The organism is Janthinobacterium sp. HH104, assembly GCF_001758715.1.
Taxonomy (GTDB): Bacteria; Pseudomonadota; Gammaproteobacteria; order Burkholderiales; family Burkholderiaceae_D; genus Janthinobacterium; species Janthinobacterium aestuarii.
The window spans coordinates 45,091-57,645 of record NZ_LRIB01000036.1 but is presented as its reverse complement, the minus strand read 5'-3'; the positions used below and the strand labels follow the sequence as shown (position 1 = coordinate 57,645).

General features: G+C 62.4%; 10 protein-coding genes. 4 read left to right on the top strand and 6 right to left on the bottom strand.

The window, feature by feature from the left end:
- Window positions 1-113: 113 nt before the first annotated feature.
- Together JAB6_RS16030 and JAB6_RS16025 are read right to left on the bottom strand one after the other, a co-directional pair.
- Window positions 114-1,112 (bottom strand): fumarylacetoacetate hydrolase family protein, encoded by a 999-nt coding sequence (locus JAB6_RS16030; RefSeq protein WP_070303616.1) that lies wholly within the window; start codon window positions 1,110-1,112, stop codon window positions 114-116.
- An 88-nt stretch (window positions 1,113-1,200) separates the two neighbouring features.
- Window positions 1,201-1,911 carry a pseudouridine synthase gene (locus JAB6_RS16025; RefSeq protein WP_034754110.1) on the bottom strand — a complete coding sequence of 237 codons (711 nt, stop codon included), beginning with the start codon at window positions 1,909-1,911 and terminating at the stop codon, window positions 1,201-1,203.
- A gap of 256 nt (window positions 1,912-2,167) precedes the next feature.
- Here JAB6_RS16025 and JAB6_RS16020 point away from each other — a divergent pair, with 256 nt between their 5' ends.
- A complete protein-coding gene (locus tag JAB6_RS16020) occupies window positions 2,168-2,551 on the top strand; it encodes a hypothetical protein (protein WP_051991492.1) in 384 nt (127 codons plus the stop codon).
- Window positions 2,552-2,931: 380 nt separating this feature from the next.
- Here JAB6_RS16020 and JAB6_RS16015 read toward each other — a convergent pair whose 3' ends face one another.
- The 4 genes from JAB6_RS16015 to JAB6_RS16000 all read right to left on the bottom strand — a co-directional run bounded on the left by JAB6_RS16015 (window position 2,932) and on the right by JAB6_RS16000 (window position 6,093).
- Window positions 2,932-3,933, bottom strand: coding sequence for a S49 family peptidase (locus JAB6_RS16015; RefSeq protein WP_034754114.1), 1,002 nt, complete (start codon window positions 3,931-3,933; stop codon window positions 2,932-2,934).
- A gap of 40 nt (window positions 3,934-3,973) precedes the next feature.
- On the bottom strand, window positions 3,974-4,351 hold the full coding sequence (locus tag JAB6_RS16010) for a Rieske 2Fe-2S domain-containing protein (protein ID WP_175444558.1): 378 nt from the start codon (window positions 4,349-4,351) through the stop codon (window positions 3,974-3,976).
- Entirely contained in the window at window positions 4,348-5,007 is a 660-nt protein-coding gene (locus JAB6_RS16005) for an HAD-IIIA family hydrolase (protein WP_034754241.1), read from the bottom strand. The genes JAB6_RS16010 and JAB6_RS16005 overlap by 4 nt, the downstream gene beginning before the upstream one ends.
- Before the next feature lie 90 nt (window positions 5,008-5,097).
- On the bottom strand, window positions 5,098-6,093 hold the full coding sequence (locus JAB6_RS16000) for an RluA family pseudouridine synthase (RefSeq protein WP_034754116.1): 996 nt from the start codon (window positions 6,091-6,093) through the stop codon (window positions 5,098-5,100).
- Window positions 6,094-6,789: 696 nt separating this feature from the next.
- Between JAB6_RS16000 and JAB6_RS15995 the strand changes: the two genes are divergently transcribed.
- The 3 genes from JAB6_RS15995 to moaA all read left to right on the top strand — a co-directional run bounded on the left by JAB6_RS15995 (window position 6,790) and on the right by moaA (window position 12,528).
- On the top strand, window positions 6,790-9,948 hold the full coding sequence (locus JAB6_RS15995; protein WP_070303615.1) for an Rne/Rng family ribonuclease: 3,159 nt from the start codon (window positions 6,790-6,792) through the stop codon (window positions 9,946-9,948).
- Between the two features lie 91 nt (window positions 9,949-10,039).
- Complete coding sequence (gene chrA / locus JAB6_RS15990; RefSeq protein ID WP_070303613.1) at window positions 10,040-11,377, top strand: chromate efflux transporter; 1,338 nt, start codon at window positions 10,040-10,042, stop codon at window positions 11,375-11,377.
- 29 nt (window positions 11,378-11,406) lie between these two features.
- Window positions 11,407-12,528, top strand: coding sequence for a GTP 3',8-cyclase MoaA (gene moaA / locus JAB6_RS15985; protein WP_070303611.1), 1,122 nt, complete (start codon window positions 11,407-11,409; stop codon window positions 12,526-12,528).
- Window positions 12,529-12,555 lie beyond the last annotated feature (27 nt).

Sequence of the window (12,555 nt, the reverse complement as noted above, 5' to 3'; positions counted from 1 at the left end):
CCTGGCTAGGCGCAATACGGACTGGGCATGGAGCATTATCGAGTCAAGTACCTTGTTGCCATCGGAGGAACAGGGGGGCAAATCCCCTGCATTTCCTTTGCTCTTCAGAAACCTTAGCGGGACTTCCTGGCTTCCGCCTGCTTCACGGTCTGTTCGATCGCGCCAAACAGGGACTTGCCGTCGTCACCCAGCATTTCCAGGCGAACAATATCACCAAACAGCAGATACGGCGTGCTGGCGACGCCATCGGCGATCATCTCCTGGTTACGTCGCTCAACGATACTGGAAAATCCCTTCTTGACTTCCTTGTTGGCGACGCCGCCCGCACTGACCACGCTGCCGGCGCGCGCATTGCGCGTCTGGCACAGATGGGCCAGCAATTGCGGGTAATTGAACGCCATGTCGGCACCCGCGTGGGGCTGGCCCGTCAACTTGCCGTTCAGGCTGCAGCGCAGGGCGTAATGCACCTTGCCGCCGCGCCAGGCGTCACCGAGTTCGTCGGGCGTGATGGCGACAGGCGAGCAAGCCATGGCCGGCTTCGCCTGCAGGAAGCCGTAGCCGCTGGCCTGTTCGTCGGGTGCCAGATTGCGCAGGGTGATGTCGTTGACCAGCATCAACAGCTTGATGTTCAGGTGGGCCTGGTCCGGCGTCGAGCCCATGGCCACGTCGTCCGTGATGGCGGCGATGCCGGCCTCGTAATCGATGCCCCACTGCTCGTGCGCCAGGGTGATGGCATCGTGGGCGCCGAGGAAATCGTCGCTGGCGCCCTGGTACATCCTTGGCGCATCGCGCAGATTGGCGGGTGCCTCAATTCCCGCCGCCTTGCAGGCGCGCTCGATCTGCTGCAGGTAGGACGCGCCCGCCACGCGCAGGCTGCTGCGCGGCAAGGGCGCCATGCAGTTGGCCGGGTCGAACTCGAAGGCGCGATGGCCGCGGCCGCTATTGATGGTCTGGTACAGCAAGTCGAGCTGGGGCGCGATGAAACTCCAGTCGTCGAGCGCCGCTTGCATGGTCGAGGCGATGCCATCGGCCAGGTGGGCCGTTTTCAGGTCGCGCGAGACGACAGCGAGCTGGCCATCGCGCGTGCCATCGTTCAGGGTAGCTAATTTCATGTGCGGGAAATTTCGTCAAATGCAGGCAATAGGGGGCTAAAGACGCCAAAAAGCCGGGACATCCCCGGCTTTGGCGATCAGGAAGAAATTACGCCAGCAGCGCTATTTGCTCAGGCGTGAGATAGCACCACTCGCCTTCAGCAATGCCCAGCGATTCCAGGGTCAGGCTGCCGATGGCGGAACGGTGCAGCGCGCTGCAATGGTTGCCGGCGGCGGCCAGCATGCGCTTGACCTGGTGGTACTTGCCTTGCTCGAGCACGATTTCCAGCTGGTGTTCGCCGCGCTTGACGCAGACGAGGGCCGCCAGCGGGGCCGGCTCGTCGTGCAATTGCACGCCGGCCAGCAACAGGGCCACCAGTTCATCGGTCACGGGCTCTTGCGTGGTAGCCTGGTAAATCTTGGGAACGTGGCGCTTCGGCGACGATTGTGCATGGATAAACGGCCCATCGTCGGACATCAGCAGCATGCCGGTCGTATCGTGGTCGAGCCGGCCGACGGGCTGGACTTCGCGCCAGGTGAACTGCTCCGGCAGCAGGGTCAGCACGCCAGGATGATGGCTGGGCTTGCGCGAGCATTCGAAGTTGGCGGGCTTATTCAGCGCCAGGTACAGGTGCGCGCGGTAGACCCACTCTTCTTCGAACACGTGCAGCACCAGGCCTTCGGTCTCGACGGTGGTGCGGTAATTGGTCTGGGTGACGCCATCGATGACGACATCGCCATCTTCGATGAGGGAACGGCAATATTTACGGGTGCCAAAACCCTGCGATTGCAGGATGCGGTCTAGGGATAATTTACTCATGGGCGTGACTTTACCAGAAGCGGCTGGCAGCGTGAAGCGGCCGCGCGCGCGGCCTGCGCAAGGCCGCCGAGGGCGCACCAGCCTTGCGCATGCACAGATGAGCTGAAGTACAAGGTGAGATTTCGATATAAATGGCCAATTCCTTTGAGCAATATCAAGCGCTCGGAATATCGCATTGATAGACTGAAACTTCGTTAGGAATCCGCCTAACGAGCTTTAGGAATAATAACCAAGCAACGATTCACAAGGACATTGTATGAAGCATACCGATACCATCGCCTTACAAGGCAGCATCGCCGACATGCGCCTGCGCATCGCTACGGAACAGGCGGCCATGCACAAGGTCAGACTCGGCGTGGCGCGCTGGAGCAGCGCCCCGGCGCCGCAGGATGCGGACGCAACGCCATCGCCAGCGAGCCAGACGCATTGGCATGCCGAGGCGCAATGCCATTTCATGTGCTGGCTGGAACTCGGCGGTTTTGCCCACGCGGATGCGGACGCAAACGCGGAAACCGACAACGTGACGGCGCCCGCCATGGTGGACACAGTGCCCGAGATCAGTTCCGGCGCCAGTACCGGCGTAGCGCCGGCCCGGCAGGCAGCCGCCCTGCCCGCGCACTGCAACGGCTGCGCCGTCTGAGCGCCCCCCATCCGACCACCGGCCATGCCCCGCCCTCGCATGCCTGCCTTGCCAGCACGCCCAGCTACAACATCGAGCAACACTCACCCGTCCGGCACGAACGACGCACAAAAGGAAACGGCGGCATTGCGCCGCCGTTCCCAAGCCCCATCGGGACTTTAGTGAGGAATGTAAATTCACTCAAAACCACATCTGCGATGCGGCGAGTAGTTCCATGACCTGCCAATCAAGTTAGTACTGACAACATAGTTGATATATCGCCCCTCCTTGAAAAGAACTACGCTTTCACTATAGCCCAAGCAGCTCCATTTTCAAGCCAATTTACCACCTTATTGAAAATCATTCTCGATTGGCTTGCCTGCCAGCCAAGAGTGATGTCCTCAGCGCAACGCCGGTTGTGACTGCTGCACGGCCGCCTTCATGGCACCCGCGCCCATGGCGGCGCCAAACTTTTTCAGCACCCGTTCCGGCAAGCCTTCATGCTGCGTGTAGTCGACGATGTCTTCCGCCTTGACGACGTCGCGCGCCACGCTGTCGACCGTGCCAAAATCGTCGGCCAGGCCCATTTCCACGGCTTTCGCGCCCGTCCAGTACAAACCGGAGAAGGTATCGGCCGTTTCCTTCAGGCGCTTGCCCCGTCCCGCCCGCACCACCTCGATGAATTGCTGGTGGATTTCATTGAGCATGCCTTGCGCATACGCCTTGTGCTTTTCCGTCAGGGGGCTGAACGGGTCCATGAAGCCCTTGTTCTCGCCCGCCGTCAGCAAACGGCGCTCGACGCCGACCTTTTCCATCACGCCCGTAAAGCCGAAGCCATCCATCAGCACGCCGATGGAGCCGACCACGCTGGCCTTGTTGACATAGATTCGATCGGCGGCGGCCGCGATGTAATAGCCGCCCGAAGCGCACATTTCATCGACCACCACATATAAAGGCTTGTCCGGATAGCCCTTGCGCAGGCGCTGCATCTCGTCGACGATCATGCCGGCCTGCACGGGACTGCCGCCCGGACTATTAATATGCAGCACCACGGCCACGGAGCCGCTATCGGAAAACGCCTTGTCCAGCGCGGGGATGACGACGGCGGCCGAGCCGCTGCCTTCGGACTCGATGGCGCCGTTGATGTCGATCAGGGCCGTGTGGCGGCCCAGGGTTTCGCTGTCGTCGGCCGTGTTGTAGTCATAAAACACCCACAGGGCGAACAGCACGATCAGCAGGCCGAAGACCTTGAAAAAGATGCTCCAGCGGCGGTGCGCGCGTTGTTCTTGCAAAGTAGCAAATACCAGCTTTTCCAGCACGTCGCGCTCCCAGTGCCCCGCAGGGACGCCGTGGCCGGCGGCTGGCGCGCTGCTGTCCAGCTTGTCATTCGTGTTATCGCTCATGATTCACTTTGTTTAAATTACAATAAAGCCTGCCCCGGCCTCAGGCCTGCAGCGGCTGGACATACTCGTCGGGCTGCCAGTACAGCCGGCCATCGCGTTCGGCCACGGCGATCGGACGCAGGCGCCCGCCCTTGCAGGGGCCGCCCGCGCACAGACCGCTTTCCGGCACATAGATGGCGCCATGCGTCGAACACATCAGGTACAAGCCGCTGGACTCGAAAAACTCGCCTTCGGCCCAGTCCAGTTCGATCGGTACGTGGGCACAGCGGTTCAGGTAGCCATACGCCTTGCCGCCATGGCGCACGACAAAGCCCGTGGTCGCTTCGCCGCCGGCAGCGACGGGAAAGCGCACGCCCTTGCCACCATCGGCCACGGCATCGGCCGCACAAATCAACACTTCCGCAACATCAGTCATCATGCGTGCTCGCTCAGCCATTGATGCAGGTCGGCCACCGTGGCGGCCGAATACAGGGGATTGCAAGCTTGCAACTGCGCCACCGGATGCGCTCCATACTCTACGGCAATACCTGCCGCGCCTGCATTGCTTGCCATCAATAAATCATGGCTGGTGTCGCCGATCATCACGGTACGGCGCATATCCTGCCCCAACTCGCGCGTCAGTTCCTGCAGCATGGCCGGATGGGGCTTGGAAAACGTTTCATCGGCGCAACGCGTCGCATCGAACAGGGACAGCAGCTTGACGGCATTCAAGGAGCGGTTCAGGCCGACACGGCTCTTGCCCGTGGCCACCGCCAGGAAGTATGCCTGCTGCGACAGTTCCTGCAGCATCTCGTGTACGCCGGGAAACAGGGTCAGCTCATGGTCGCGCGACAGATAGTGATAGCGGTAGCGCTCGGCCATGCGCGCATGGTATTTCGGCTCCACGTCGGGCATCACCAGCTGCATCGCTTCCTGCAAGCCCAGGCCGATCACGTGCGAAGCGAGCAACTCGGTGGGAATGGGCAAGCCGAGGTCTTTGGCCGATGCCTGGATGCACTTGACGATGGTCGAGGTACTGTCTATCAGGGTACCGTCCCAATCGAAGACGATCAGATCAAATTGCTTTCTTGCCATGTTTCCCGACAGCATAGCCGCCGGCTCCTTGAGAATGAATGATGGCGACTGACTACCTTATGAGTAGTGTCGCGCGCACGCGCTGGTTACTTATCGTGCGGCAACGGCCAATGGTTTGCCCAAGCTTACCAAGAAACGCTCGCATTCGGCAGCCAGCGGCGCGTTCAAAGTCATCGTCTTGCCCGTTTCCGGATGCGTAAACGTGATCTGGTGCGCGTGCAGGAACATGCGTTTCAGGGCGCCGCGCGTGCTGTCGGCCTTCAACAGGGCACGGTTGAGGGCAAAGTCGCCATATTTATCGTCGCCGGCGATGGGGAAACCGGACGAAGACAGGTGTACGCGGATCTGGTGCGTGCGTCCCGTCTTCAATTCCGCTTCCAGCAAGGCGAAGTTGTGATATTTATGCAACAGTGAAAACACCGTGTGCGACGCCAGGCCATCGGCCTGCACGGCCACCCGGCGCTCGCCTTCGGCCGTCGTATATTTATGCAGCGGCAACTTGATATGCTGGCGCGCATTCTTCCAGTCGCCGGCCACCAGCACCAGGTAGCGTTTGTCGGTGACGCCGTCGCGCATCTGCTCGTGCAGGTTGGTCAGCGCCGTGCGTTTCTTTGCCAGCAACAGCAGGCCGGACGTGTCGCGGTCCAGGCGGTGCACCAGTTCCAAAAACTTGGCGTCGGGGCGCGAAGCGCGCAATTGCTCGATCACGCCGAACGAGACGCCCGAGCCGCCATGCACGGCCACGCCGGCCGGCTTGTCGATGACGAGCAGCTGCGCATCTTCGAAGATGATCTTGAATTCGGCGGCCGGCGCGCCCGTAGGGGCCTTTTCGGCCACGCGCACGGGTGGAATGCGCACCACGTCGCCAGCGGCAAGACGGTACAGCTGATCGATACGGCCTTTATTGACCCGCACTTCTCCCGATCGCAAGATCCGGTAGATGTGGCTTTTAGGCACTCCCTTGCACACTCTTAATAAGTAGTTGTCGATGCGCTGGCCTGCTTCTTCCTCGGCGATCGTTACGAATTGGGCTTGCGGCTGAACCGGGGGTGTTGAAGGGGGAACAACATCATTTTGACTCTTCATTTACTATGTCTTCCCAGAAATCTCTCTAAGTCCTTCATTTTGAATATATAATTGTTTTTGCTGCGGCCCTGGCTGCTGCGAGTGTAAGAATAAAAGCACATTTTACACAGGGGCGTCTCCACCGGCCTCGCCAAATTGCAAATTCGGTGGAAAAAAATGTATATGCACCATCCCTGCGCGAATCAAGGTTGCACCGTAGTTGTAATCGGATAACGCGTGGAGATGCTGAAGTGAGTGTGGGATTATAAGGATAAGTACCCGTTAGCGCGACTTATCGAGTCGGGCTCGCGGGTTGATGAAGTTGATAACGCTTGCCGTTTTCGCCAAACCCCGTATGTGGCCAAATACTGAGGGTTGTCGATGATAGGCTGAGGCCAAGCCTCGCCATCGCGATCCCTGTAATGAGCCGGCTAACGATTTTGGCTCTGAATTTGCTGACCACTTGCATTCTCTGCCCCCGATGCAGTTCATTCTCATCCGGGCTGTTTCAGATGAGTTGCAAGTGTCCTGTGCACTCGGCATGACGATCGACCTCACCGCGCCTGTTGCGGCCGTAACGTATACCTCGTACGCGTTGTTGCTCCGCACGCCTGGGCATTTCCCCCGCCAGCACTCCCGTTCTCGCATATATCCCTGTACTTCGCCGCTTCCCCGGAAGCGGCTTTGAGATGGCCTACGGGTCGCGGAGTTATAAAAATGAAACGCATGTTGTTTAATGCCACGCAGCAAGAAGAACTGCGCGTAGCGATTGTCGACGGACAAAAACTGATCGACATCGATATCGAGACAGCCGGGCGCGAACAGCGCAAATCCAACATCTACAAGGGCGTGATCACGCGCATCGAGCCATCGCTCGAAGCGTGCTTCGTCAGCTATGGCGAAGACCGCCACGGCTTCCTGCCTTTCAAGGAAGTTGCCCGCACGTATTTCCGCGAAGGCGTCGACGTGCGTAACGCTTCCGTCAAGGAAGCGCTGCGCGAAGGCCAGGAAATCATGGTCCAAGTGGAGAAGGAAGAGCGCGGCAACAAGGGCGCCGCCCTGACCTCGTTCGTCTCGCTGGCCGGCCGTTACCTGGTCCTGATGCCGAACAACCCGCGTGGCGGTGGCGTATCGCGCCGCGTGGAAGGTGAAGAGCGCCAGGAATTGCGCGAAACCATGGACAAACTGGACTTGCCAGCTGGCATGTCCGTGATTGCCCGCACGGCAGGCATCGGCCGCAACGTCGATGAACTGCAGTGGGATTTGAATTACCTGATGCAACTGTGGCGCGCCATCGAAGGCGCCGGCAAGTCGGCCAACGGCGCTTTCCTGATCTACCAGGAATCGTCGCTCGTCATCCGCGCCATCCGCGACTACTTCCAGCCCGACATCGGCGAGATCCTGATCGACACCGACGAGATCTACGACCAGGCGCACCAGTTCATGAGCCACGTGATGCCCGACATGGTGCACCGCGTAAAACGCTACAGCGACGACGTGCCGCTGTTCTCGCGCTTCCAGATCGAACACCAGATCGAAACGGCGTACAGCCGCACCGTGCCGCTGCCATCGGGCGGCGCCATCGTCATCGACCATACCGAAGCGCTCGTTTCCGTCGACGTCAACTCGGCCCGCGCCACGCGCGGCTCGGACATCGAGACGACCGCCTTCAACACCAACTGCGAAGCGGCCGAAGAAGTGGCCCGCCAGCTGCGTCTGCGCGACTTGGGCGGCTTGATCGTCATCGACTTCATCGACATGGAAGTGGCGAAGAACCAGCGCGAAGTGGAACAGCGTCTGAAAGATGCGCTGCACCATGACCGTGCCCGTGTACAAATGGGCAAGATTTCGCGCTTCGGCCTGATGGAACTGTCGCGCCAGCGCCTGCGCCCTTCGCTGTCCGAAGGTTCGCACGTGACGTGCCCGCGCTGCTCCGGCACCGGCCACATCCGCGATACGGAATCGTCTGCCCTGCAGGTGCTGCGCATCATCCAGGAAGAGGCGATGAAGGAAAACTCGGCCACCATCCACGTGCAAGTGCCCGTGGACGTGGGCGCCTTCCTGCTCAACGAAAAGCGCGGCGAAGTATTGAAGATCGAGAACCGCCACCGCATCGCCGTGATCCTGATCCCGAACAAGCATCTGGAAACGCCGCATTACAAGCTGGAACGCATCAAGCACGACGACCCGCGTCTGGAAGACAGCCAGGCCAGCTACAACCTGGCGGAAAGCGCTGAAACCGACATGGCGTACAGCAAGCGCCAGAAGGAAGAAGCCAAGCCGCGCCAGGAAGCCGTCGTCAAGACGATCACCCCTGACCAGCCGGCACCGCTGGTCGAGCGCAAGCCCGTCGAAGCGAAACCGGCTCCAGTGGCCGCGCCCGCCGCACCACAGGGCCTGATCGCCAAGATCATCAGCTTCTTCACCGGCGCTCCGGCACCGGTGGCGCCCGCACCTGCTCCTGTCGTACCAGCCAAGCCGGCCGGCGCCGACCGTGGCGACCGCAACAGCCGTGGCCCGCGTGGCCGTGGCCGCAACGGCAAGCCTGGCCGCGAAGAACGCGAACCGGGCCAGGGCCGTCCAGCCCAGGACGATGCAGCGAAAGAAGCGGAAGCACTGGAAAAAGCGGCCCGTCCGCCACGTCCACCGCGTCCACCACGCGAACCGCGTGAAGCGCGCGAGAACGGCGATACGGCGGCAGCACCGCGCGAACGCGGCGAACGTCCTGAACGCGCCGAGCGTCCGGAACGCGCGGAACGTCCAGAGCGCGCCGAGCGTCCGCCACGCCAGCCACGCGAAGCGCGCGAACCACGCGCCGACAAGGCTGTTGTTGCTGAAGTGAAAGCTGAAGAGCTGGCACTGGTTGGCGCCACCGCCAGCGCAGTCAACGTCGTCGTGGCGTCAAACGGCCCTGAGTCCGACGCCGCACCGGCAAACCTGCTGAAAGCGCCGGCAAATGCCGGTCCTGAAGGCGAAGAGACGGAAAACGACGTGGAAGGCGAAGAACCGCGCCGCCGCCGTCGTCGTGGTGGCCGCAACCGCAACCGCCGCGACCGCGAAACGGGCGAGCTGATCGAATCGGCAAACGGTGACAACGAAGGCCAGGACGCACCAGTGATCAGCTTTACGGTCGCTCCTGCGCCGGAAGCGGCAGCTGATGCCGCTCCGGTCGCCGTCGTGGCCGCCGCCGCTGTCGTCGCCGTTGCCGCACCAGTGGAAGCTGCATTGGATGCCGCTCCTGCCGTCGTGGCTGAAGTCGTGGAAGTGGTCGAAGTGGTGGAAGTGGCCAAGGTTGAGGAAGCCGCCCCTGCCGCTGAAGTGATCGTGCCGCCAGCCCCTGTGGAAGCCGTCGTTGCTGCAGCGCAAGCTGAACCAGCCGCTGCCGAACCAGCACCAGCTGCCGAGTACAGCTTTGCCGAGAAAGCGGAACCAGCACCGGCGCCGGCGCCGGCGGAAGTCATCGTCGAAGCGGCGCCAGTCGTGGAAACGGCAGCTGCCGTGGAAACCGTCGCAGTGGCTGAAGAAGTTCCAGCAGCAGCGCCAGTTGCCGAAGCGGCACCAGCCGTGGTGGAAGCTGCCCCGGTGGTTGCCGAAGCGGCTCCCGCCCCTGCTCCGGCACCAGCACCAGCGCCTGTCGTTGCTCCTGCTCCTGCTCCTGCTCCTGCTCCTGCTCCTGCTCCTGCCGCGCCGCTGGACTTGAGCGCGGTGCTCGGTTCGGCCGGCCTGACCCTGGCTGCCACCGATCCGGAAAAACTGCGCCTGGCGCAGGAAGCGGCCGCCAAGGCAGTCGCTCCGGTACGCAAGCCGCGCGAACGCAAGCCATTGCCGCCGCAATCGGATGAGCCGTTGATCCAGGTCAACACGCAACGTCCATAAGCGCGCCGGGTTCGCCCAGCCGCCAATGATGAAAGGGGAAGCTCAGGCTTCCCCTTTTTTATGTCCACTTTTTTGCTGCCCTCCACCCGCCATGCACGAGAACGCCAACCTGCCTCCCGCCCCCGTCAGCCTGCGCAGCGCCTTCTGGTACTGGCTCAAGCTGGGCTGCGTCAGCTTTGGCGGCCCGGCCGGGCAAATCGCCATGATGCATGCGGAGCTGGTGGAAAAACGGCGCTGGATTTCCGAGCAGCGTTTCCTGCACGCGCTCAATTACTGCATGCTGCTGCCGGGGCCGGAAGCGACCCAGCTGGCCATCTACATCGGCTGGCTGATGCATCGCACGCGCGGCGCCCTGGTGGCGGGCCTGCTGTTTTTACTGCCCTCGCTGCTGGTGCTGATCGCCCTGTCCTGGCTGTACATGGCGTATGGCCACGTGGGCGCCATCGCCGGCGTCCTGTACGGCATCAAGCCGGCCGTCGTCGCCATCGTGCTGGCGGCCGCCTGGCGCCTGGGCCGGCGCACCTTGCGCAGCCCCGCCCTGATCGCCATCGCGGCGGCCGCATTTGCCGCCATCGCCGCGCTACAGCTGCCATTTCCGCTGATCGTGCTCGCCGCCGCCTTGCTCGGCATGGCGGGCGGGCGCTGGCTGCCGGACCACTTTCATGCCAACGGCGCGTCGCATGGCGGCGCGGCCCGCTACGGCGCAGCCCTGATCGATGACGACACGCCGACGCCGGACCACGCGCGCTTCCGCTGGCCGCGCCTGCTTGGCACGGCTGCCGTGGGCCTGGCGCTGGCCTTCGTCGCCTGGCTGGGCCTGGCGCTGGCGGGCGGCACGGACCAGCCGCTGGCGCAGATGGGCGTGTTTTTCAGCAAGGCGGCCCTGCTCACGTTCGGCGGCGCGTATGCCGTGCTGCCCTACCTGGTGCAGGGCGCCGCCGACCACTACCACTGGATCACCAGCGCGCAAATGATGGATGGCCTGGCGCTGGGCGAAACGACGCCCGGCCCCCTGATCATGATCGTCGCCTTCATCGGTTTTGTCGGCGGCTGGAGCCATGCCGTGACGGGTGAGCAGCTGTGGCTGGCAGGCGTGTGCGGCGCGCTCGTCGCCAGCTGGTTTACTTTCCTGCCCTCGTTCATCTTCATCCTGGCAGGCGCGCCCCTCGTGGAAGCGTCGCGCGGCAATCTGCGCCTGAGCGCGCCATTGACGGCCATCTCGGCGGCCGTGGTGGGCGTCATCGCCAGCCTGGCCCTGTTCTTTGGCCACCATGTCTTCTGGCAAACAAGCCCGCTGCCGCACTGGGACTGGCTGGCGATTGCCATCGCGCTGGCGGCCGGCGTGGCGCTGATCCGGTTTCAAGTTGGCACCATCAAATTGCTGCTCGCCTGTGCCATCCTCGGCCTCGTGCTATCGTATCTGCCTTGACCGATTTTACGTAAGTGGCATGACCTTTCATGGCTGACAAGATTATCTACCTCGCCGAAGCCCGCAATGGGGCACCGGAGATCCCCGCACGGCTGGAAAGTCCCAGCGGCAACGTGGCCGACAGCCTGGGCCGGCCCCTGCACGACTTGCGCATCTCGATTACCGACCGCTGCAATTTCCGTTGCGTGTATTGCATGCCGAAGGACGTGTTCGACAAGAACCACGTGTATCTGCCGCACACGGATTTGCTGTCGTTCGAGGAAATCACGCGCATCGCGCGCCTGTTCGTTGAACACGGCGTGGAAAAGATCCGCCTGACGGGCGGCGAACCGCTGCTGCGCAAGAATATCGAAAAGCTCATCGCCATGCTGGCCGCCCTGCGCACGCCGTCGGGCCAGCCGCTGGACCTGACCCTGACCACCAACGGTTCCTTGCTGGCCAGAAAAGCGCAAGCGCTCAAGGATGCCGGCCTGAACCGCGTGACCGTGTCGCTCGACTCGCTCGACGACGCTACCTTCAAGCGCATGAACGACGTCGATTTCGCTGTCGCCGACGTGCTGCACGGCATCGATGCGGCGCACGCGGCGGGCCTGGGACCCATCAAGATCAATATGGTCGTCAAGGCCGGCATGAACGAGCAGGAAATCGTGCCCATGGCGCGCCACTTCAAGGGCACGCCGTATATCCTGCGCTTCATCGAATACATGGACGTGGGCGCCTCGAACGGCTGGAACTTGCAGGAAGTCATCCCTTCGGCCGAAGTCGTGCGCCGCATCGCCTCACACATGCCCTTGCTGCCGATTAACCCGAACTACACGGGCGAGACGGCGGCGCGATGGCGCTATGCGGATGGCGGCGGCGAAATCGGCCTCATTTCCAGCGTCACCCAAGCGTTCTGCGCCGACTGCAGCCGTGCCCGCCTCTCGACCGAGGGAAAGCTGTACACGTGCCTGTTCGCCAGCAGCGGCCACGACTTGCGCAGCCTGCTGCGCGGCGGCCGCAGCGACGCGGAAATATCCTCGGCCGTGGCGCAGTTGTGGCGCGGCCGCGGCGACCGCTATTCGCAATTGCGCACCAGCCAGACGGATTTGACGGGCGGCACACTTGAGCACGGTAAAAAGAAAGTGGAAATGTCGTACATCGGCGGCTGAATCCGGGGCGGCGCACGCCCCGCGCTG